Genomic DNA, 22,247 nt, shown 5'->3' on the forward strand with positions numbered 1-22,247 from the left:
GATATTTCGATGACTACTTTTATCCAAGCTGTAATTAAAATCAACATAAAACACCCTGCACATGGTATTTTATGATGATTCCTGATGTATGGTCGGAAATATCCTTATTCCTTGTGGTTGATGGAGACGGTGATATTTATTTATTTCTGGACTTTAAAACGCCCTCCCGGTTATATTTTATATAATTATCACGTTAGATGATGGTTTGGTGTTGACGATTCGATTTTTATAATTCGTGGTTATGTTTATATCGAAAATATATTTTCCTGTGAATTAATTTTAATTAGCAGGATGATTTTGTTGGTTTTTTTAGTGGAACTGCAAATCAGCTTGGATAATCGAAGGTGCTTGTATGGATACAATTGGCAGGGTTATTGAGGAGTTTTTCCCGGGGCAGGATATGTCTCCTCGCCGGCGTAGGTTAATTAAATGGGTGTTCGGCGAAGAAAAGATTGCGCCAGTATTACAAAAAGCCAAAGGAAAGCAAGGGCTTGATTGGGTTGATTCGGTAGTCGATACCCTGCAGTTGCGCTTTGAGGCACACGGTGGCGATTACGATAATATCCCCAGCCAGGGGCCGCTGATTGTGATTGCCAATCATCCTACGGTTATCGATGGGTTGGCGTTAATGAGCACGATTTCACGTGTGCGTAAAGATGTGAAGATAATTGCTAACCATGTATTAACCTTTTTGTTTCCGCAAATAAAAGATATCTCGATCGGCATCAGAAATATGCACGGTAAGATGAGCCATCGGCAATTTAAAGAGATGAGCGACCACTTGGAGAAAGGGGGCGTTCTGCTGATCTGCCCGGCAGGGCGATTAGCCGGCCTGTCGCTGGGCGGGCTGCGGGAGTCGCCATGGCATTCGGGGTTCATTCACCTGGCGCGTCGTACCCGGGCGACGCTGTTGCCTGTGCATATTCGCGGCATCAACAGCGTTTGGTATTACATGGCAGCGCTTGCCTGGCGTCCCTTGTCTAATCTAATGATTTTCCGTGAAATAGCCCGGCATCAGGGCAGTACGCTACGTATGAGGATTTGTCAGCCAATCGGCGTTTCAGCCCTAAAGACGGATGAAGCGCTGGAGACGTTGGCTGCCGATTGCCGGGCTCATCTTTTGAGCGTCGGTAAGGGGAAACCGGGAGTGGTGCCTACATTGCCGGCGCTTGCCGCTCCGGAATCGAGAAGCCTGCTGGCTAATGCACTGAGTCGGTGTGAAGTGTTGAAAACGCTTGGTGATGGTAAACGGATATATCTGTATCGTTATCAGGACGAGGCATATTCGCCAATTTTACAGGAGCTGGGCCGGCTGCGTGAAGCCTCATTCCGCGCCTTGGCGATGGGATCCGGGGAAAAGCGCGATAATGACGTTTACGATCCGGACTATTACCATGTGATACTCTGGGATCCGCAGGCATTGGAAATTGTTGGCGCCTACCGTATTGTGCCGGCAGGCGAGCAGATCGCCAAGCGTGGCGTAGAAGGTCTGTATAGCTATTCCCTCTTCCAGTATACCCGCCTCTTAACGGCTGACGTCGCCGAAAGTTTTGAAGTCGGGCGTGGGTTTATTCAGCATCAATATCAAAAAACCAATGCGCTGGATGCATTATGGAAAGGTATTTTCTGTTTTTCTCAGCGTTATCCTGATTATAAAAATCTGCTGGGGGTATTAACGATTCCCAAAAACTATTCTGTTTCAGCGCAGCGATTGATTATTGATTTCTACCAATGCTATTTCTCCGCGCCGCATCAGGCCGGCTTAATGGCAGGAGAGGCGAACTGGCCGAACAGCACATCCGGTACGCTGTTTTCCGGCGATGACTTTCGCGCCGACTGGAAGCGGCTGAATACGCTACTGGATGAAGCCGGCTATCAACTGCCATGGCCATTTAAGCAGATGGCGCGCTGGTTTTACCTTGGCGGTTCAATGTTGCTTGGGTTTAAGGACGACCAGAGTTTTAATTCTATTGCCGGCTTGAGTATTTGCAAACTGGCGGCGTTGAAGAAAAGTTATCAATCCCACTATATTAAAACGGCGTAATTATTTATCGAGAGAAATACGTCGCTGCCTCTTGGTATATAGGAATATCTTCAATGAACCTTACTGGTAAGGCTGTGCTGATTATTATTTTTTCTTTGCTGTGCTCGGGCTGTAGGGATACATCGCCCGATGCATTTTCCGGCTATGCCAATGGTGAATTTATCTATCTCTCTTATCACGCCAGTGAAAAGATTGAGAAGGTTCTGGTTAATAAAGGCGCTTGGGTCGAGAAGGGACAACCCTTGGCTACCATGGAGTCTTTTAACGCCGATAATGCGCTGCGTATTGCAGAGAAGAATTATATGGCTGAACGCGCCCTGCTGCAGGATTTGCGTTCTGGCGATCGTGATAAGGAGCTGGACGTGGTGCGTGCACAGTTAACGCGGGCGCGTGCCGCAGCCAAACTGGCAAAACGTCAACTGGAAAGAAATCAGCCTCTTTATACCAAGCATGTTATTTCCGCCACGGAGTGGGAGGGGATGGAAGCGGATTATGCACAGAAGATTGCGCAGGTTAATGAGCTGTCGCATCAACTGAGTGCCAAGGCGCTACCGGCGCGGCAAGAGCGGATTAACAACCAGTCGGCGCGGGTGGCATCCGCCAGGCTGCAGCTGGACAAAGCGCGTTGGGATTTGCAGCAAAGCCAGATTGTCGCACCGGAGTCGGCATTGGTTTATGACGTTATTTATCGCCCCGGCGAGCGTCCCGCTGCCGGTAAACCCATTATCAGTCTGCTGCCGCCGGAAAATATCAAGGTCCGTTTCTTTGTACCGGAAAAGGATCTGGGAGCGCTACATGTGGGTTCACGCATCGATATTCTTTGTGACGGCTGCGCAGAGCCGATCGCGGGGACGGTTCACTATCTCAGTCCGCAGGCGGAATACTCTCCACCGGTGATTTACAGCACCAAACGCCGTGAAAAACTGGTGTTCATGGCTGAGGCGCGACCGGAGCTTGTGCAGGCGCAGCGGATGAAGATTGGCCAGCCGGTGCAGGTGAGGCTCGTTCACGATGAATGACTGGTGCATTGATGTTCACAAGTTGAATAAACACTTTGGCGCCAATCATGCGGTGAGGGATTTTTCTTTACGCATTGGCAAAGGCGAGATTTACGGCTTTCTGGGGCCGAACGGCAGCGGTAAAACCACCTCGATACGCATGATGTGCGGCTTGATCACGCCGGATTCCGGCAGCGGCTCTTGCCTGGGGATGGACATATTTACCCAGCGTGAAGCGATTAAGCGGCGCATTGGCTATATGACCCAGCATTTTTCAATGTGGGGTAATTTGACCATTCGGGAAAATTTATTATTTATTGCACGTCTGCACAATCTTGACCGGCGTAAGCAGCGTATTGAGCGCGTACTGGAGGAGATGGGGCTGGCGTCCCGCCAGCATCAGCTGGCGAAGGTGCTGTCCGGCGGCTGGAAGCAAAGGATGGCGCTGGCCGCCTGTATGCTGCACGAACCTGAGCTGCTGTTTCTGGATGAACCGACGGCTGGGGTTGATCCCAAGGCGCGGCGCGAGTTCTGGCAAACGCTGCATCACCTCTCTGACGCCGGCATCTCCATTCTGGTCAGCACGCACTATATGGATGAAGCGGAGCGCTGCCATAAAGTGGCGTACCTTTCCTACGGCACCCTGCTGGCCAGCGGCGCCATCGCAGATATTATCCAGGCGCAAAATCTCACCACGATCCAGGTGCGCGGCAAGGGATTGACGGAGTTGGAAAGCCGGCTGCAAGCCCTGCCAGAGATCGAGCAGACGGTCATCTTCGGCAATGCGCTGTATGTTACCGCCTGCAATGGCGAACGGCTGCACGGTTTACTGACGGCACGGTTGCCGGTGGGGTATGAACTGTGCCAGGTGCCGACTCAGCTTGAGGATGCGTTTACCTACCTGATGAAGAGTAGCGATGAAAAAACCAATGATTAACTTTTCGCTCACGCGCTGGCTGGGGGTGGTGATCAAGGAGATCCATGAACTGCGCCGGGATCGGGTGAGTTTCAGCATGGTGTTCCTGACGCCGCTGTTCCAACTGATCATTCTGGGCTATGCAGTGAATATGGATCCGCGCCATGTGCCGGCGGCGTTGTTGAACTATGACTCGGGGCATCTGAGCCAGGTGTTTATCAGTGCAGCACAGAATACTCAATATTTCTCCCTGCAGCCGGCAGCCTCGGAGCAGGAGGCGGAAAAGGCTTTTGTGCGGGGTGATGTGATCTTTATCGTGACCATCCCGGCGGACTTCAGCCAGAAGATTTTGCGTGGTGAAAAGCCGCAGTTGCTGATCCAAAGCGATGCTATTGATCCGATCGCCGGCGGCAACGCGCTGAGTGCCATCGCGCAGGCGTCAAAAAATATGTTTCAGTACGATCTGCCGGAGTCACTGCGGGGCAGGGAAGGGACGGAGAACTTCGAGCTGGTAGTGCACCGGATGTTCAACCCGGAAGGGATCACACAGTACAATACCATTCCCGGGATTATCGGCTCGATCCTGAGTACCACCATGATCCTGATGACCGCGCTGGCGATCACCCGTGAGCGTGAGAGCGGTGCGATCGAAAACCTGCTGGTATCGCCGGTGACCGGGCTGGAGGTGATCGTCGGTAAGATCACGCCTTATGTGCTGATCGGCATGTTCCAGTCGGTAATGATCCTGCTGTGCGCGGTATATCTGTTTAATATTCCGCTGCTGGGGAACGTGTTTTTACTCCTGACGGTGCTGACGGTCTATATTTTTCTGTGCCTGTCGGTCGGCATCACCATTTCCAGCATTGCGCAAAGCCAGCTGCAGGCGTTGCAGATGTCGTCGTTCTACTTTATTCCCTCGGTGCTGCTGTCCGGCTTTATCAGCCCGTTTATCAGCATGCCGGCCTGGGCGCAGGCGATCGGTTCATGCCTGCCGCTGACCTACTTTATTCGCTTAATCAAAGGGGTGATGCTGAAGGGCTACACGCTGGCGGAGCTGCTGCCGGATTTTCTGCCGCTGCTGGGGCTGGCGGCGGCGGTGATTTTTATCGGCCTGCGTACCTACCGCAAAACGCTGGACTGATGAGAACGGGTAGCCCATTCCAGAAAGCGAAAAACCCGCCATAGGCGGGTTTTTCTGAATATGGTGCCCGGACTCGGAATCGAACCAAGGACACGGGGATTTTCAATCCCCTGCTCTACCGACTGAGCTATCCGGGCAACGGGCTGCATTAAACCGTAAAGCCCGGTTGGCGTCAATCGCTTTATGACATAAACGTGAAAAAACAGCGTCGTTTGCTGTCTTTTCATTCAGCTTGCGTGAAGTTTATCCTTAAGCAGGATAATCAGCGCGTTATATGGCCGGATAGCGCTGTAATCACCTAGCCCAAGGCACCGTGTTTGCGGCACTGGGCCACCTGCAGAATGTCTTCCGCCAGGCGTTTGGCGACGGAAACATCCTGAAGCTGTCGTTTGATCAGCAATTTGCTCAGGCAGCCTTCCTGAATCAGCTCCATCTGCTGGGCCACCATATCGGCGTCGTCGGCGTCCATTTCCCGCAGCAGGTCGCGGGTCAGCGCCAGCGAGCTCATCTTCTGCTGCTCTGCGAGCTGGTGGATCGGATGGTCATCCTCCGGGAAGAAGCTGCAGGCGGCAATAAACAGGCAGCCGGGATAGCGACTGTTCTGTACGTATTCCGCCAGCACGTCATAGCGCGCCAGCAGTTTTTGCTGCGGCGTCAGCGTCTCATCCAGCAGCAATTGCCGGCGCCAGGCGTCGATCTGCTGCCCGTGATGGCGCAGGCAGTCATACAACAAGGCTTCCGCATCCGGCCAGTAGGGCTTGAAATCAGCAGGTTGTACGTCGAGCTTCTCTGCCAGCATTTCCAGCGTGGTGTTCGCCAGACCTTGCTGTTCCAGCAACCCCAGCGCGGTATCAAGAACATGTTCGCGTTGCACCTGTGCTCCCCTCCAAATTCTGCTTCTGCACCTCAGTGTCGTTTACTGCACAGTTTTCTGCAAATGTGCGTTAAACGTCTGGGCATTCATAAAACCGGTAACGCGATTGGCCGTTTGCTCATGGCCGTTACGGTCAAAGAACAAAATGGTGGGCAATCCCAAGACCTGTAGATGTTTCAGCAGCGCCGCCTGTTCGGCGCTGTTGGCGGTGACGTCAGCCTGCAGCAGCACCGTGTCGGCCAGGCTGGCCTGCACGCCGGCGTCGCTGAAGGTGTACTTCTCAAACTCTTTGCAGGCGACGCACCAGTCGGCGTACAGGTCCAGCATCACCGGCTTACCCTGCGCCTGCCGCAGCGCCTGATTCAACTGTTCTACGTTGCTGATGCGGGTGAACGCCAGGTGCGGCTGGACGGCCTGCTGCGCGGCGCCGGGGCCAAACGCCCAGTCCTGCAGCGGGCGGGCGGCGATCACCGCCGCGGCCAGCAACAGTAGCTGCAGCGCGCGGGTCCAGCCGCGTGAGCTTTTCAAACTCAGCACGAAGGCCCAGCCGAAGAACGCCAGGCCGAGCAGGCTCCACAGGCGCAGCCCCCACAGATCGCCGATCACCCGCTCCAGCAGGAATACCGGCAGGGCCAGGATGACAAAGCCGAAGGCCTCTTTCACGTACTGCATCCATGGCCCGCTGCGCGGCAGCAGTCGGTTGCCGAACAGCGTGACGATAATCAGCGGAATGCCCATCCCCAGTGCGTACAGGTACAGCGTGCCGCCGCCGGCCCACATATTGCCGCTTTGCGCGATATACAGCAGGATGGCGCTGAGCGGTGCGGTGGTGCAAGGCGAACAGATCAGCCCGGCCAGTGCGCCCATCACAAAGACGCCGAACAGCGAGCCACCGCGCTGAGTGTTGCTCCAGTTGGCCAGCCGCGTCTGCAGTGAGGAAGGCAGCTGCAGCGAATAGCAGCCAAACATCGACAGCGCGAGGGCGATAAACAGCGCGGAGAGGCCAATCAGCACGTACGGATGCTGCAGCGCCGCCTGGAACTGCAGGCCGGCGGCGGCCACCACCAGGCCCAGCAGCGTGTAGGTCAGCGCCATACCCTGCACATACACCACCGCCAGCAGCAGGATGCGCCCGCTGCTGTGCGGTCGCTCCCGGCCGAGGATAATGCCGGAAATCAGCGGGTACATCGGCAGGACGCAGGGGGTAAATGCGATGCCGATACCGATCAGCAGCGCCCACAGCGGTGAAAACGGCAGGCTGGCGGGAGCGGGCGTTGCCGGCGTCGCGCTGGCCGGCGTTGGCGGGGATGACGCCGCCACGGCGTCCAGCGGAATCACACGGGTTTCCGGCGGGTAGCAGAAACCGGCGGCGGCGCAGCCCTGATAGGTGACGCTCAGGCTGGCGTTCGCCGAGGCCTGCCGCAGCGTCAGCGGCAACTGCAACTGCTGTTGATAAATCTCGGTCTCGCCGAAGAATTCGTCTTTATGGCTTATCCCTTTCGGCAGGCTGAAGTCGGCCAGCTGCGCCTGCTGTGGCACCAGTTTTATTTGCTGGCGATACAGATAATAGCCGGGGCGGATCTGCCAGTTCAGCGTCAGTTGCTGGCCCTTTTGCTGGAAGTCGAAGGCAAATGCCCGATCGACCGGCACAAACTGGCTGCCGCCGCCGTTGCTGAACAGCGAGGCCTGCACCGTCTGCGACAGGAAGAACAGGCTGCACAGCAGGAAAATCAGTTTAATGATGCGTTGATCCATAACAAATAGTCTTTATCTCCGGCCATCACCGGCAGTACCAGCAGCTCGGGCGTCTGGTACGGGTGATGTTGTTTCAGATAGCTGAGCAGGGCGTGTTGATGCTGGCGATTGCTTTTGAACAGCATCTGGACTTCGTACTCCTGTTCCAGTTTCCCTTCCCAGTAATACAGCGATGACGCGCCGGGCAGCAGCGTGGCGCAGGCGGCCAGCTTTTCACCCAGCACGCGGGCCGCCAGCTCCTGAGCGCTGGCCTCATCCGGTGCGGTACAAAGTATGACGACGGCTTCGCAATCAGACATCTTGACTCCCTCTCAACCCGATTCTCTGCAGAGCACTATACCCTGAAGGCCTAGCGGCTAGAAGGCGAGTTTATCACCAGCGCGGATACCGCAGGAAATACGGGGCCTGACGGCCCCGTGGAGAGTTACAGCATGATGCCGCCCAGCAGGAAGCCGAGCACTACGGAGAGGATGACGCCGATGGTGCCGGGAATAAAGAACGGGTGGTTAAACACGAAACGGCCGATACGGGTGGTGCCGGTATCGTCCATCTGCACTGCGGCGACCAGCGTCGGATAGGTCGGCAGAATAAACAGGCCGGATACCGCCGCGAAAGAGGCGACGGCCGTCAGCGGGCTGACGTTCAGGGCCAATGCCATCGGCATCAGCGCCTTGGCGGTGGCGGCCTGGGAGTAGAGCAGCGCCGAGCAGAAGAAGAAGATCACCGCCAGCAGCCATGGGTGCGCCTGAATCACACTGCCGGCGGTCTCTTTGATCCAGTCCAGGTTGGCCTGTACGAAGGTGTCGCCCAGCCAGGCCACGCCCAGGATACAGATACAGGCGCTCATGCCGGCCTTGAAGGTGCTGGAGTTCAGCACGGCGTCGGTATCGACGCGGCACAGCAACGTGGTCAGGGTGGCGACACTCAGCATGATGATCAGAATAGCGTTGGTGGTGTTCATCAGCGGCTTGGCGACCAGCCCCAGCCCCGGGCTGTTGATGATGGCGTAGGCCACCACGCAAAGTACGCCCAGCAGGAACAGCAACACTGATGACTTGGCGCGCGGTTTAATCTCCATCACCTTGTTGCCGCGCAGGGTAATCAGGCCTTCTTCCAGTCGTTTCAGGTAGACCGGGTCGTTAGACAGTTTGGAGTCGAACAGCCAGGTGACCAGCAGCGACATCAGCAGCACCGCCAGGAAGGTCGACGGAATGACCACCATCAGCAGATGCAGATAGCTGACGCCGTGGCCTTCCATCACCGAGGACATATAAACCACGGCGGCGGAAATCGGCGATGCGGTAATGGCGATCTGGGCGGAGACGACGGCGGTAGAGAGCGGTCGGCAGGGTTTAATGCCTTGCTCTTTCGCCACTTCGGCAATCACCGGCAGCGCGGAGAGGGAAATATTGCCGGTGCCGGCAAAGATGGTCAGGAAGTAGGTGACCACCGGCGCCAGGATGGTGATGTGTTTTGGATTTTTACGCAGTAACTTCTCGGTTTGCTGGACCAGGTAGTCCATACCGCCCGCGACCTGCATCGCGGAGATGGCGGCGATCACCGCCATAATGATGGAGATTACGTCAAAGGGGATATTGCCCGGCTTTACGCCGATCATCGCCAGAACTAAAACCCCAAGGCCCCCTGCAAAGCCAATGCCGATACCGCCCAGTCTGGCCCCGAGAAAAATGGCCAGCAGAACGATGATCAATTCCACCGCTAACATAGTGTTGCTCCTCGCAATAAAGTTTTTATATTCGCCATCTTTCAGGCTGCCGTTTGCCCGGCCGTACGTATCCGCCGTTCCATCGGCGTGTTCGCTGCGCCGTGACGGGGGCGCGACAACCCGAATAACTTTGGTTATATGAAAATGAAACGTTAAAAATTTGTGGGCGCTAGAAAGTAAAAAGGCACGCTATCCAGAGGATTTAGCGTGCCTTTCAGGCTACCGGATGTATCTGTTATTGTTCGTTTTCATCTGTATAGCGTTTTGCTTTATAGGCCGGATGTTTTAAGTTCTCGACGGAGAAGATGTCATCCAGTTCGGCTTCCGTCAACAGGCCGCGCTCCAATACCACTTCCCGCACGCTTTTACCGGTTTCCGCACAAATCTTACCGACGATGTCACCGTTGTGGTGGCCGATAAACGGATTCAGGTAGGTCACGATGCCGATAGAGTTGAAGACGTAGTGTTCGCACACTTCCTTATTGGCGGTAATGCCGTTGATGCATTTCTCCAGCAGGTTATAACTGGCGTTGGTGAGGATGTGGATAGACTCGAACATCGCCTGGCCGATCACCGGCTCCATCACGTTCAGCTGCAGCTGACCTGCTTCGGACGCCATGGTAACGCAAGTATCGTTGCCGATCACTTTAAAGCACACCTGATTGACCACTTCAGGCACCACCGGGTTGACCTTGGCCGGCATAATGGAGGAACCAGCCTGCAGTTCCGGCAGGTTGATTTCATTCAGGCCGGCGCGCGGGCCGGAGGAGAGCAGGCGCAGGTCGTTGCAGATTTTGGACATTTTCACGGCCAGACGCTTCAGCGCACTGTGCACCATGACGTAAGCGCCGCAGTCCGAGGTGGCCTCAATCAGATCTTCGGCCGGCACGACCGGCAGGTTGCTGACTTCCGCCAGCTTTTGCACTGCCAGCTGCTGGTAGCCGTCCGGCGTATTCAGCGCGGTGCCGATGGCGGTCGCACCCAGGTTGACTTCCAGCAGCAGCTCCGCGGTGCGGCGCAGGTTGCGGGTCTCTTCATTCAGCAGCACGCTGAATGCGTGGAACTCCTGGCCGAGCGTCATTGGCACGGCGTCCTGCAGCTGGGTGCGGCCCATCTTCAGGATATTTTCAAATTCTTTGGCTTTACGTTCGAAGCCTTCACCCAGCTGGTTGATGGCGTCGATCAGCTTCATCACCGAGGCGTAAACCGCAATGCGGAAGCCGGTCGGATAAGCGTCGTTGGTGGACTGGCTCTTATTCAGGTGATCGTTCGGGTTCAGATACTGGTATTCCCCTTTCTGATGCCCCATCAGCTCCAGGCCGATATTTGCCAGCACTTCGTTGGTATTCATGTTCAGCGAGGTGCCCGCGCCGCCCTGGAAGACGTCCACCGGGAACTGGTCCATACATTTACCTTTATCCAGCACCTCATCACAGGCCAGGATAATGGTATCGGCGATCTTGCGCGGAATAGTTTGTAGCTCTTTATTCGCCAGCGCGGCCGCTTTTTTCACCATCACCATGCCGCGGACAAACTCAGGAACATCGCTGATTTTGCTGTTGCTGATATAAAAGTTTTCAATCGCACGCAGAGTGTGAACACCGTAGTAGGCATCTGCGGGTACTTCACGTGTTCCGAGCAAATCTTCTTCGATACGAATATTGTTTGACATGAGAACCTTCTCTATGTAGCTACCGAATTATTTATTTTGTTAGTTAATTTATGTTGCCGTGAGCGCCAACCGCCGCAGTATCAACCTAAACGGTCGGAGCTGCGCCGATCATATGCTGCTTCGCAATAAATGAATGAACACAGATCACTATCTGAACGTTCAAAAACCACAGCTTTTGCATTCCGTGATCTGATTCACATTTATCAGTGTAGCCATTTAAAAGAGACCAGCCGGTTGAAAAGCCGCTCGGCTACCCTCATTGTAATTAACTCGACCTGTTTTATCAGGCCACTTTATTATTCTCGTATGCGCCCGGAGCGGGTACGCGAAGCTATCTGATAGGAGAACACGGTGCGCTGGTTACCGTTTTTGCTGATATTTCTGCTGGTATACATTGAAATATCGTTATTTATCAAAGTCGCCGCCGTATTGGGCGTCGCCGTCACCCTGCTGCTGGTGATTTTCACCTCCTGTGTCGGGATATCGCTGGTGCGCAACCAGGGAATGAAAACCTTTGTGCAGATGCAGCAGAAGCTGGCGGCCGGCGAAAGTCCGGCGGCCGAAATGGTGAAAAGCGTTTCGCTGGTGATGGCGGGCTTCCTGCTGTTGGTGCCGGGCTTCTTTACCGATTTCCTCGGCCTGCTGCTGTTGCTGCCGCCGGTGCAGAAAACGCTGACCCTGAAGCTGATGCCGCATCTGTCGGTTTACCGCCCCGGCGGCCGGGGGCCAGGTGGTGATGCGGCCAACGGCAATACTTTTGACGGTGAATTCCAGCGTAAGGACGACGATCGCCATACGCTGGAACACCGCCCGGACGATCATGACAAACGTGACGATCGTTAACGGACGTCTGTCGTATTTCACAGTGAATCACCACGCGGCCTTCTGGCCGCGTTTTTGTGTGGGCGATCGCAATTACTCCGTCGGTTAAAAATTTTTTTTTCCCGCCCCCTTGAAGGGGGTTGGAATGCCCCCATCTCAAAACCCACGAGGCCGGTAAACATGATAATCCGGTGCACAACCCTAAATCTGAGACAGACCTTCTTACAGGAGAGCGTTCAATGAGTATTCGTCCATTGCATGACCGCGTTATCGTCAAGCGCAAAGAAGTTGAATCAAAATCTGCTGGCGGCATCGTACTGACTGGCTCTGCGGCGGGTAAATCCACTCGTGGCGAAGTAGTGGCCGTTGGCAAAGGGCGCGTTCTGGAAAACGGAAATATTCAACCGCTGGATGTGAAAATCGGTGACATCGTGATTTTCAACGACGGTTACGGCGTGAAAGCCGAGAAGATCGACAATGAAGAAGTGTTGATCATGTCCGAAAGCGACATCCTGGCAATTGTTGAAGCGTAATTACGCTTTATCTTCTGAACTGAAAAGAATTGAAGGGAAATACCAATGGCAGCTAAAGACGTAAAATTCGGCAATGACGCACGCGTAAAAATGCTTAACGGCGTGAACATTCTGGCGGACGCGGTAAAAGTCACCCTGGGCCCGAAAGGCCGTAACGTAGTGCTGGACAAATCTTTCGGCGCGCCAACCATCACCAAAGACGGCGTATCCGTAGCGCGTGAAATCGAACTGGAAGACAAGTTCGAAAACATGGGCGCACAGATGGTGAAAGAAGTTGCCTCCAAAGCGAACGACGCTGCGGGCGACGGCACCACCACCGCAACCGTTCTGGCGCAGGCCATTGTGAACGAAGGCCTGAAAGCCGTTGCTGCGGGCATGAACCCGATGGATCTGAAGCGTGGCATCGACAAAGCGGTTATTGCAGCGGTAGAAGAACTGAAAAAACTGTCCGTACCTTGCTCTGATTCCAAAGCGATTGCACAGGTCGGCACCATCTCTGCAAACTCCGACGAAACCGTGGGTAAACTGATTGCAGAAGCGATGGAAAAAGTCGGTAAAGAAGGCGTTATCACCGTTGAAGAAGGCACCGGCCTGCAGGACGAGCTGGACGTGGTTGAAGGTATGCAGTTCGACCGCGGCTACCTGTCCCCATACTTCATCAACAAGCCGGAAACCGGTTCTGTCGAGCTGGAAAGCCCGTTCATCCTGCTGGCTGACAAAAAAGTTTCCAACATCCGTGAACTGCTGCCAGTACTGGAAGCCGTAGCGAAAGCCGGCAAACCGCTGCTGATCGTTGCTGAAGACGTTGAAGGTGAAGCGCTGGCTACGCTGGTGGTGAACACCATGCGCGGCATCGTGAAAGTGGCTGCGGTTAAAGCGCCAGGCTTCGGCGACCGTCGTAAAGCCATGCTGCAGGATATTGCTACCCTGACTGCCGGCACCGTGATCTCTGAAGAGATCGGCATGGAACTGGAAAAAACCACGCTGGAAGACCTGGGCCAGGCCAAACGCGTTGTGATCAACAAAGACACCACCATCATCATCGATGGCGTCGGCGACGAAGCGACCATCCAGGGCCGCGTAGCGCAGATTCGCCAGCAGATCGAAGAAGCGACCTCCGACTACGATCGTGAAAAACTGCAGGAGCGTGTTGCTAAACTGGCAGGCGGCGTTGCCGTTATCAAAGTTGGCGCAGCTACCGAAGTTGAAATGAAAGAGAAGAAAGCCCGCGTTGAAGATGCCCTGCACGCGACCCGTGCTGCGGTTGAAGAAGGCGTGGTTGCCGGCGGCGGCGTTGCGCTGATCCGCGTAGCCAGCAAAATTGCCGAGCTGAAAGGCGACAACGAAGATCAGAACGTGGGTATCAAAGTTGCGCTGCGCGCGATGGAAGCGCCACTGCGCCAGATCGTGGTCAACGCCGGTGAAGAAGCTTCCGTTATCGCCAACAGCGTGAAAGCGGGCGAAGGCAGCTACGGTTACAACGCTTACTCTGAAGAGTACGGCGACATGATCGGCATGGGCATCCTGGATCCAACCAAAGTAACCCGTTCTGCACTGCAGTACGCGGCATCCGTGGCTGGCCTGATGATCACCACCGAGTGCATGGTTACCGATCTGCCGAAAGAAGATAAAGCCGACATGGGCGCTGCAGGTATGGGCGGCATGGGCGGTATGGGCGGCATGATGTAATCATCCCCCTTCACGCTTGCGTGAGTGAAAACCCCGGCCTGGCGCCGGGGTTTTTTTATGGGGTCGCTTTTTCGTGCATTGGCGCACCGTGTTTGGCGATATTTTTACCGGCCGGACGGATTTAGCGTGTAAACTGTTACCTCATCAACTGTCGCTCTATGCGTTGACCAAGTATACGTGGCAACGGAAGCTTAAGAGGTAGCATTGCTTTCTGATAAGCTTTTGCGTAATTCTCAACATTATATGGGGAACAAGATGCGGACTAAAGCCTTACTGGGACTTTCGGCGGCGTTGCTGCTGGCAGGATGCAGCACCACTCATCAACTGACCAGCGCAGGTCAGCAGGTTAAATTTACCGATACCAAACCGGCGGCGGAATGTCAGCTGGTGGGGGAAGTCACCGGCACTCAGAGCAACTGGCTGTCCGGCAGTAATGCAGAAAGCGGCGGCCTGCGCGGCGCGGCCAATGATCTGCGTAACAAGGCGGCTGAAATGGGCGGCAACGTGATTTACGGTGCGACCAGCCCAAGCCAGAATCTGCTCTCCAGCTTTGCGCCTCTGGACAGCAAAATGATGGGTCAGGTTTATAAATGCCCATAACGGCTCCGCGCCGTTAACCAGCGAGATAAAAAAGAGGAATGCCTGCGCATTCCTCTTTTTTTCGCTTATGGCTGGGGCCCGTCCTGCGCCAGCCGCAGATCCAGCGGCGTTTTGCTGGCTTCACCGCCGATTTCCCGCGTCAGGCGCGGCACCAGATAGCCGGACACCTTGCTCAGCAACTGCTGCATGATATGGCGCGCGTCATCGTCGCTGACCATAAAGTGGGCTGCGCCCTGCACCTTATCCAGCACGTGAATATAATAGGGTAGAATACCGGCATCAAACAGGGCGTTGCTCAGCGCCGCCAGCGTATCGGCATGGTCGTTGACGCCGCGCAGCAGTACGCTCTGATTGAGCAGGGTGACGCCGGAACGGCGCAGTTGCGCCATGCTGGCCGTCAGCGCCGCATCAATTTCATTGGCATGGTTAATATGGGTCACCATCAGCACCTGCAGGCGTGATTGGGACAACCGCTGGCAGAGTTCATGGGTGATGCGCGCCGGGATCACCACCGGTAAACGGGTGTGGATACGCAGGCGCTTTACATGCGGAATGGTTTCCAGCTCGCCGATCAGCCAGTCGAGTTCATGATCTTTCGCCATCAGCGGGTCGCCGCCGGAGAAGATGATCTCGTCCAGTTCAGGGTGTTGGCGGATATAGTCCAGCGCCTGGCGCCAGTTGGCCTTATTGCCCTGGTTATCCTGATAAGGAAAGTGACGACGGAAGCAGTAGCGGCAATTGACGGCGCAGCCGCCCTTTACCAGCAGCAGGGCGCGGTTACGATACTTGTGTAATAGGCCGGGCACCACGCTGCGCTGTTCATCCAACGGATCGGTGGTAAAGCCGGCGGCGGTCACAAACTCCTCACTGGCGGTCAGCACCTGACGTAACAGCGGGTCGCCGGCGTCGCCAGCGCGCATGCGGGCGACAAACGCGCGCGGCACGCGCAGCGGGAACAGGCGGCGCGCATCGCGTCCCTGAGGCAATTGCGGATGCGTGTTCAGTGACAGAAGCCGCAGCAATTCATCGGGGTCGGTAATAACATCGGCGAGTTGATGCAACCAATCTTCTCTATCTGCGATGTTTTGGGTTACAATATGTGCCATTTTTTTGGCTAAGCTACCAATTTAAAATTCAGAGGGCCATTATGGCGACTTATTCTAGCAACGATTTCCGTTCGGGTCTTAAAATCATGTTTGAAGGCGAACCTTATGCTGTGGAATCCAGCGAGTTCGTGAAACCAGGTAAAGGTCAGGCGTTCGCCCGCGTAAAAATGCGCCGTCTGCTGACCGGCACCCGCGTGGAAAAAACCTTTAAATCTACCGATTCTTGCGAAGGCGCAGACGTAGTAGATACCAACATGAACTACTCGTACACCGACGGCGAGTTCTATTACTTCATGCACCCTGAAACCTTCGAACAGTATCAGGTTGACGGCAAAACCGTATCCGACGCGGCAAAATGGCTGCAGGACAATGCGGAATGTATCATCACCCTGTGGGATGGCCGTGCTATCGCCGTTCAGCCACCGAACTTCATCGAAGCGGAAATCACTGATACCGATCCAGGCCTGAAAGGTGATACCGCAGGTACCGGCGGTAAGCCAGCTACGCTGTCTACCGGCGCCGTGGTTAAAGTACCGTTGTTCGTACAGATTGGCGAAGTGATCAAAGTTGACACCCGCTCTGGCGAATACGTGTCACGCGTTAAATAAGCATCAAAGCGGGGGAGTCATCGGATTCCCCCGTTTTATTTTATTCCCTTGATAGTTGGCAGAATTTGCATGATGAAGAAAACTCTGTTGGCCGTTATTTCCTTGACGCTGCTGCTGTCGTTAAGCGGTTGCAACACCTTCCGTGGTTTTGGCCAGGATGTTCAGCATCTTGGCGGTGCGATCTCCCGTGGCGCGAGCTAAGCTGCCGTCCATAGCACACACCATTTCTTGCGCAACGCCCGCCAATATTGACTACGCTTAGAGAGCCGTATCTTTTCATCACTGATAAATAAGGAAGTCTTATGCTGAAGAAAAGTATCCTTGCTATGTGCTCCGTGCTGTTCCTGTTTTCGCTGACCGCGTGCAATACCACCGAAGGCATCGGTAAGGATGTACAGGCCGGCGGCGAAGCGATTCAACGCAGCGCGCAATAGCGTCACGCTCTAATGTCTGTGGTATTCCATTAGCAATCACGGGCGTTGTTCTCTGTTCCCAAGCGGTGGAATACCCTGTATGCATAGCTTTTGTGCGGCGCCGGTATGTTCCGCAGACGCCATTTTGGCGATATAATCCATAACTTCACTCAGCCAGGTTGGACGACCTTCCTGCGCTTCCTGCTGTCCGGGGACGACCCCACCTAATCCTGGAGCCGTTTCATGGCATGGATCATTCTTGTTTTTGCCGGTTTACTGGAAGTTGTCTGGGCGATAGGCCTGAAATATACCCACGGTTTTACCCGTTTGACGCCAAGCATTATTACCATCGCCGCGATGGTGGTGAGTATGCTGCTGTTGGCGAATGCGATGAAAACGCTGCCGGCCGGCACGGCCTATGCGGTATGGACCGGCATCGGCGCGGTAGGCGCGGCGGTGATGGGCATGATATTGCTGGGCGAATCGACCAACATGATGCGCATTCTTAGCCTGTGCCTGATCATTGCCGGGATTTTGGGGCTGAAATTCAGCAGTCACTGATGCGGTAAATACCAGGGGCGGCCGGATAGCTTGGCCGCCCCTGGTGGTTATAGCGTCACGATGCCGATCAGCGCGACGACGCTCAGGATGGCCGCCAGGCCGTAGAACACCCACTTACCGGCCGGCACGTGGATTTTCAGGTCGTGCATCGCGTGGTGGATACGGTGCAGGCCGCACCACAGCGGCAGAATGATCATCAGCAGCAGGAACAGGCGGCCGATCAGGCTCTGGCAGAACGTCAGTACGCGTTCATAGCTCAGCGCATCGCCCGGAAACAGCCCCAGCGGCAGCAAAATACCCAGCAGCAGCACGATCACCGGTGCCACGATGGCGCCCCACATGCCGCCGGCGCCGAATAGCCCCCAGAAGATCGGCTCGTCGGAGCGTTTAGGTGCGTGATTAATCATATTTCCTCCCAATTACAGTAGCGCGACGGCGAGAACGACCAGCGTGACCAGAATGGTCACCGCCCATAGGGCTTTGACGATCGGGCCGGGGCCCATTTTCTCGTTGTTGACCACGATATTGGCCGCTTTAGGCGCCAGATCGAACCAGGTTTTGGTGTGCAGCAGCGCCGCCAGCAGGGCGATGATATTAATCAGCAGCACCAGCGGATTTTGCAGGAAACCGACGAATCCGGCCCAGCTCTCCGCGCCGCCCTTCAGGGCAAAGACGCCGTAAATCATCAGGATGCTGAACCACACCGCCGGCACGGAGGTGCCTTCACGCAGCATATAGAAACGGTAGAACCCCAGTTTTTGCCACCAGTTGGGCGCCATGGCGCGCACATAAGGCTTACGTTGTGTTGTCATTGCACTCTCCTCTCCCTTATTGCGGCTTCAGCATGGCGATCATAAAGTCGGTAGCGCTTTCAACTTTGCCTTGTTGAATCGCGGCGGCCGGGTCGACGTGTTTCGGGCAGACTTCAGAGCAGTAACCGACAAAGGTGCAGCTCCAGACGCCGTTCTGGCCGTTGAGCTGCGGCATACGCTGCTTTTTGCCGTGGTCGCGGTTATCGAGGTTATAGCGGTGCGCCAGCGTAATGGCGGCCGGGCCGATAAACTCAGGATTCAGGCCGAACTGCGGGCAGGCGGCGTAGCATAAACCGCAGTTGATACAGCCGGAGAACTGGTGGTACTTCGCCATCTGCGCCGGCGTTTGCACGTTGGGCCCGTCTTCCGGCTTGCGATCGTTGCCGATGATGTACGGCTTAATCGCTTCGAGGCTTTCGATAAAGTGGGTCATATCGACCACCAGGTCGCGCTCGATCGGGAAGTTGCCCAGCGCCTCTACCTTCATCCCGCCCGTGTAGTCGCGCAGGAAGGTTTTGCACGCCAGCTTCGGCACGCGGTTGACCATCATGCCGCAGGAGCCGCAGATCGCCATGCGGCAGGACCAGCGGTAGGACAGATCCGGCGCCAGGTGGTCCTTGATATAGCCCAGCGCATCCAGCAGCGAGGTCTGCTCGTCATAAGGCACGCTATAGGTCGCGAAATGTGGTGCGTCATCGCTTTCCGGGTTATAACGCATGACCTCGATTTTCAGCGTTTTCATCTCAGCCATTCGTCTGCTCCTTCTCCTTTTTTTCCTGCGCATCGGCCTCTGCGCCATATACGCGCTTGGCCGGCGGCAGTTTGGTAATTTTCACATCGCTGTATTCCAGGCGCGGCGCGCCGTCGGCGTGGTGAAACGCCAGCGTATGTTTGAGGAAATTGACGTCATCACGCTCGGTGCAGCCGTTATCCAGCCGCTGGTGGGCGCCGCGCGACTCTTTGCGGTTAAAGGCGGAGTGCGCCATGCATTCCGCTACGTCCAGGCCGTGCCCCAGTTCGATGGTGTACAGCAGGTCGGTATTGAAGACGCTGGAACGATCGGCAATCTTGACGCGTTTAAAGCGTTCTTTCAGCTCCGCCAGCTTGTCGATAGTTTTCTGCATCAGTTCCGGCGTACGGTAGATGCCGCAGCCTTCCTCCATCGACAGGCCCATTTCGTCGCGGATTGCCGACCAGCTTTCGTCGCCTTCCTGTGCCATCAGGGCATGGAGGCGCTGCTCGACATCGCGGCTTTGCGCCTCCAGCGCGCCGCCGTTGGCCGGCGTACTCTCCAGTGCGCGCTGCGCGGCATGTTCGCCCGCCACGCGGCCGAACACCACCAGTTCCGCCAGCGAGTTGGAGCCGAGACGGTTGGCGCCGTGCAGGCCGACGGAGGAGCATTCACCCACCGCATACAGACCCTTGATGCGGGTTTCGCAATTCTGGTCGGTTTCAATACCGCCCATGGTGTAGTGCGCGGTCGGGCGCACCGGGATCGGTTCTTTCACCGGATCGACGCCGACATAAGCCTTGGCCAGCTCACAGATAAACGGCAGGCGTTCGAGCAGCTTCTTCTCACCGAGGTGGCGCAGATCCAGATAGACCACGTCGCCGCGTGGCGTGGTGATGGTGCGACCGGCGCGCCATTCATGCCAGAAGGCCTGAGAGACTTTGTCGCGCGGCCCCAGCTCCATATATTTGTTTTTCGGCTCGCCGAGCGGCGTCTCCGGCCCCATGCCGTAATCCTGCAAATAGCGATAACCGTCTTTGTTCACCAGAATGCCGCCTTCGCCGCGGCAGCCTTCGGTCATCAGGATGCCGGAGCCGGGCAGGCCGGTAGGGTGATACTGCACAAACTCCATGTCACGCAGCGGTACGCCGTGACGGAAGGCTATGCCCATACCGTCACCGGTGACGATACCGCCGTTGGTGTTGTAGCGATAAACGCGGCCGGCGCCGCCGGTGGCCATCACCACCGCGTTGGCGCGGATTTGCACCCGGGTGCCTTCCATCATATTAATGGCGACCAGGCCGCGCGCCTGACCGTCATCGACCAGAATGTCGAGAACGAAATGTTCATCGAAACGTTGAATTTGCGGGTATTTCAGCGAGGTCTGGAACAGGGTGTGCAGCATATGGAAGCCGGTTTTATCGGCGGCAAACCAGGTGCGTTCGATTTTCATGCCGCCAAAACGGCGCACGTTGACCGAACCGTCCGGTTTACGGCTCCACGGGCAGCCCCACTGCTCCAACTGGGCCATTTCACGCGGGCAGTGATGCACGAAGTGATCCACCACGTCCTGTTCGCACAGCCAGTCGCCGCCGGCGACGGTATCGTTAAAGTGATAATCGTAGGCGTCGTGCTCCTGGGTCACGGCGGCGGAACCGCCCTCGGCGGCCACCGTGTGGCTGCGCATGGGGTAGACTTTTGACACCAGCGCGATTTTTAAAGTGGGGTTGGCTTCCGCGGCGGCAATCGCCGCACGTAAACCCGCGCCCCCGGCGCCAATAATGGCGAGATCGGCGTTAAAGGTTTGCACTGCACTCCTCCAGTATTCTTGTCAGAACGGCTGATTAACTTTCAATGCTTAAGATTCAGGAATCATTCGGATGCTAATTAAAAACGCCGGTAATTGATGGACTTGGCCCCCATGCACAGATAACTCCCGGCAAATATTGGGGATTAATATACCCAAAGTTGAGTAGGTGAAATTTGATGTGATCGATTATTTTGTCGTTTATTACGCTTGCCGGAGGCCTTACTGTAAAAAACGGTATCGCGCTCTCATTCCACTTCTATTTGCCTTATTCACAGCGGTTTATATAGCCGTTACTGTTTTTATGTTTTTAATTGGCTGATGGCCGGCTACGGCAAGAATTTGTTTGCCCGGCGGGATGCGAGTAGACTGCATGCCCTGTTTGATTTCGGAGTAATTACCATGAGCGAAGCGGCAAGCTGGCAGCCAAGTGCACCCATCGCCAATTTGTTGAAACGCGCAGCGATTCTCGCTGAGATTCGGCGCTTTTTCGCCGATCGCGGCGTATTAGAGGTGGAAACGCCGGCGATGAGCCAGGCGACCGTCACCGATGTCCATCTGGTCCCGTTTCAGACGCAGTTTGTCGGCCCGAACGCGGCAGATGGCATGACGCTGTACATGATGACCAGCCCGGAATATCACATGAAGCGTTTGCTGGCAGCCGGCAGCGGCCCGATTTATCAGTTGGGGCGGGCTTTCCGCAATGAGGAGGCCGGACGCCACCACAACCCTGAATTCACCATGCTGGAGTGGTACCGTCCACATTACGATATGTACCGGCTGATGAATGAAGTGGATGACTTATTGCAGCAGGTGCTGGACTGCGACAGTGCGGAAACGCTGTCCTACCAACAGGCGTTCCAGCGCCATCTGGAGATTGACCCGCTGTCGGCGGATAAGGCGCAGCTGCGCGAAGCTGCCGCCAAGCTGGATCTCAGCAATATCGCCGATACGGAAGAGGATCGCGATACGCTGCTGCAGCTGCTGTTTACCTTCGGCGTAGAGCCGCACATCGGCCGTGAGAAGCCGGCGTTCGTCTACCATTTCCCGGCGTCACAGGCGGCGCTGGCGGAGATCAGTACGGAAGATCACCGCGTGGCGGAGCGTTTTGAGGTGTATTTTAAAGGCATCGAACTGGCGAACGGCTTCCGCGAGCTGACCGACAGCAATGAGCAGCGTCAGCGTTTTGAGCAGGATAACCGCAAACGCGCGGCGCGCGGCCTGCCGCAGCAGCCGATTGATTATCATCTGCTGGATGCGTTAAGCCACGGTATGCCCGAGTGCGCCGGCGTGGCGTTGGGGGTCGATCGCCTGGTGATGTTGGCGCTGGGGGCAGAAAGCCTGAGTGAAGTGATTGCATTCCCGGTGACGCGAGCCTGATTGGCAGCGTTGTCCGCAATGAAATAAAAAGGCCGACATGATGATGTCGGCCTTTTTTGT

General features: G+C 55.8%; 23 protein-coding genes and 1 tRNA gene. 13 read left to right on the forward strand and 11 right to left on the reverse strand.

The features are described 5' to 3' along the window. Positions 1-352: 352 nt before the first annotated feature. The 4 genes from CLM71_RS01550 (at position 353) to CLM71_RS01565 (ending at position 5,099) form a co-directional block, all read left to right on the forward strand. Complete coding sequence (locus CLM71_RS01550) at positions 353-2,044, forward strand: lysophospholipid acyltransferase family protein (protein WP_105229450.1); 1,692 nt, start codon at positions 353-355, stop codon at positions 2,042-2,044. 74 nt (positions 2,045-2,118) lie between these two features. Further along, positions 2,119-3,063: an HlyD family secretion protein gene (locus CLM71_RS01555; protein ID WP_234008607.1), complete on the forward strand. Its 945-nt coding sequence runs from the start codon at positions 2,119-2,121 to the stop codon at positions 3,061-3,063. After that, on the forward strand, positions 3,056-3,979 hold the full coding sequence (locus CLM71_RS01560) for an ABC transporter ATP-binding protein (RefSeq protein ID WP_105229452.1): 924 nt from the start codon (positions 3,056-3,058) through the stop codon (positions 3,977-3,979). The genes CLM71_RS01555 and CLM71_RS01560 overlap by 8 nt, the downstream gene beginning before the upstream one ends. Continuing rightward, entirely contained in the window at positions 3,960-5,099 is a 1,140-nt protein-coding gene (locus CLM71_RS01565; RefSeq protein WP_105229453.1) for an ABC transporter permease, read from the forward strand. The genes CLM71_RS01560 and CLM71_RS01565 overlap by 20 nt, the downstream gene beginning before the upstream one ends. Positions 5,100-5,160: 61 nt before the next feature. Here CLM71_RS01565 and CLM71_RS01570 read toward each other — a convergent pair. The 6 genes from CLM71_RS01570 to aspA all read right to left on the reverse strand — a co-directional run bounded on the left by CLM71_RS01570 (position 5,161) and on the right by aspA (position 11,126). Continuing rightward, positions 5,161-5,236: transfer RNA gene (locus CLM71_RS01570), tRNA-Phe, on the reverse strand. A 161-nt stretch (positions 5,237-5,397) separates the two neighbouring features. After that, the gene (locus CLM71_RS01575; protein ID WP_105229454.1) at positions 5,398-5,973 is read right to left on the reverse strand and encodes a transcriptional regulator; all 576 of its coding nucleotides are present in this window, start codon (positions 5,971-5,973) and stop codon (positions 5,398-5,400) included. A gap of 42 nt (positions 5,974-6,015) precedes the next feature. Next, positions 6,016-7,728 (reverse strand): protein-disulfide reductase DsbD, encoded by a 1,713-nt coding sequence (locus tag CLM71_RS01580; protein ID WP_105229455.1) that lies wholly within the window; start codon positions 7,726-7,728, stop codon positions 6,016-6,018. Further along, a complete protein-coding gene (gene cutA, locus CLM71_RS01585) occupies positions 7,704-8,027 on the reverse strand; it encodes a divalent cation tolerance protein CutA (RefSeq protein WP_105229456.1) in 324 nt (107 codons plus the stop codon). Before cutA ends, CLM71_RS01580 begins: the two co-directional genes overlap by 25 nt. 125 nt (positions 8,028-8,152) lie before the next feature. Next, complete coding sequence (locus CLM71_RS01590) at positions 8,153-9,454, reverse strand: anaerobic C4-dicarboxylate transporter (protein WP_105229457.1); 1,302 nt, start codon at positions 9,452-9,454, stop codon at positions 8,153-8,155. Between the two features lie 235 nt (positions 9,455-9,689). Beyond that, on the reverse strand, positions 9,690-11,126 hold the full coding sequence (aspA, locus tag CLM71_RS01595; protein WP_105229458.1) for an aspartate ammonia-lyase: 1,437 nt from the start codon (positions 11,124-11,126) through the stop codon (positions 9,690-9,692). Between the two features lie 351 nt (positions 11,127-11,477). On the opposite strand from aspA, the gene CLM71_RS01600 reads away from it, so the two are divergent. The 4 genes from CLM71_RS01600 (at position 11,478) to CLM71_RS01615 (ending at position 14,770) form a co-directional block, all read left to right on the forward strand. Then, entirely contained in the window at positions 11,478-11,969 is a 492-nt protein-coding gene (locus tag CLM71_RS01600) for an FxsA family protein (RefSeq protein ID WP_105229459.1), read from the forward strand. Positions 11,970-12,187: 218 nt separating this feature from the next. Next, entirely contained in the window at positions 12,188-12,481 is a 294-nt protein-coding gene (locus CLM71_RS01605; RefSeq protein WP_105229460.1) for a co-chaperone GroES, read from the forward strand. Positions 12,482-12,526: 45 nt separating this feature from the next. Continuing rightward, on the forward strand, positions 12,527-14,170 hold the full coding sequence (gene groL, locus CLM71_RS01610) for a chaperonin GroEL (RefSeq protein WP_105229461.1): 1,644 nt from the start codon (positions 12,527-12,529) through the stop codon (positions 14,168-14,170). A 255-nt stretch (positions 14,171-14,425) separates the two neighbouring features. After that, entirely contained in the window at positions 14,426-14,770 is a 345-nt protein-coding gene (locus CLM71_RS01615; RefSeq protein WP_105229462.1) for a DUF4156 domain-containing protein, read from the forward strand. Positions 14,771-14,835: 65 nt separating this feature from the next. Here CLM71_RS01615 and epmB read toward each other — a convergent pair whose 3' ends face one another. Continuing rightward, complete coding sequence (epmB, locus tag CLM71_RS01620; protein WP_105229463.1) at positions 14,836-15,876, reverse strand: EF-P beta-lysylation protein EpmB; 1,041 nt, start codon at positions 15,874-15,876, stop codon at positions 14,836-14,838. A gap of 41 nt (positions 15,877-15,917) precedes the next feature. Here epmB and efp point away from each other — a divergent pair, with 41 nt between their 5' ends. From efp to sugE, 4 genes are all read left to right on the forward strand, one after another. Further along, positions 15,918-16,484: an elongation factor P gene (gene efp, locus CLM71_RS01625; RefSeq protein ID WP_105229464.1), complete on the forward strand. Its 567-nt coding sequence runs from the start codon at positions 15,918-15,920 to the stop codon at positions 16,482-16,484. A 69-nt stretch (positions 16,485-16,553) separates the two neighbouring features. Further along, on the forward strand, positions 16,554-16,685 hold the full coding sequence (locus CLM71_RS01630; protein ID WP_041411700.1) for an entericidin A/B family lipoprotein: 132 nt from the start codon (positions 16,554-16,556) through the stop codon (positions 16,683-16,685). Between the two features lie 101 nt (positions 16,686-16,786). Continuing rightward, positions 16,787-16,918 carry an entericidin A/B family lipoprotein gene (locus CLM71_RS01635; RefSeq protein ID WP_054306510.1) on the forward strand — a complete coding sequence of 44 codons (132 nt, stop codon included), beginning with the start codon at positions 16,787-16,789 and terminating at the stop codon, positions 16,916-16,918. Between the two features lie 222 nt (positions 16,919-17,140). Beyond that, positions 17,141-17,458, forward strand: coding sequence for a quaternary ammonium compound efflux SMR transporter SugE (gene sugE, locus CLM71_RS01640; RefSeq protein WP_105229465.1), 318 nt, complete (start codon positions 17,141-17,143; stop codon positions 17,456-17,458). A 47-nt stretch (positions 17,459-17,505) separates the two neighbouring features. Here the strand turns inward: sugE and frdD are convergent, their stop codons facing one another. Genes frdD through frdA form a run of 4 tightly spaced genes read right to left on the reverse strand, consistent with a single transcriptional unit; the run spans position 17,506 to position 20,810 of the window. Beyond that, complete coding sequence (frdD, locus tag CLM71_RS01645; RefSeq protein ID WP_105229466.1) at positions 17,506-17,865, reverse strand: fumarate reductase subunit FrdD; 360 nt, start codon at positions 17,863-17,865, stop codon at positions 17,506-17,508. A gap of 12 nt (positions 17,866-17,877) precedes the next feature. Then, complete coding sequence (gene frdC / locus CLM71_RS01650) at positions 17,878-18,270, reverse strand: fumarate reductase subunit FrdC (RefSeq protein ID WP_105229467.1); 393 nt, start codon at positions 18,268-18,270, stop codon at positions 17,878-17,880. A gap of 16 nt (positions 18,271-18,286) precedes the next feature. Further along, complete coding sequence (locus CLM71_RS01655) at positions 18,287-19,021, reverse strand: succinate dehydrogenase/fumarate reductase iron-sulfur subunit (protein ID WP_105229468.1); 735 nt, start codon at positions 19,019-19,021, stop codon at positions 18,287-18,289. After that, complete coding sequence (frdA, locus tag CLM71_RS01660) at positions 19,014-20,810, reverse strand: fumarate reductase (quinol) flavoprotein subunit (protein ID WP_105229469.1); 1,797 nt, start codon at positions 20,808-20,810, stop codon at positions 19,014-19,016. Before frdA ends, CLM71_RS01655 begins: the two co-directional genes overlap by 8 nt. A 399-nt stretch (positions 20,811-21,209) precedes the next feature. Here frdA and epmA point away from each other — a divergent pair, with 399 nt between their 5' ends. After that, positions 21,210-22,187, forward strand: coding sequence for an elongation factor P--(R)-beta-lysine ligase (gene epmA / locus CLM71_RS01665; RefSeq protein ID WP_105229470.1), 978 nt, complete (start codon positions 21,210-21,212; stop codon positions 22,185-22,187). Positions 22,188-22,247 lie beyond the last annotated feature (60 nt).

The organism is Serratia sp. MYb239 (assembly GCF_002966855.1).
Classification (GTDB): Bacteria; Pseudomonadota; Gammaproteobacteria; order Enterobacterales; family Enterobacteriaceae; genus Serratia_B; species Serratia_B rhizosphaerae.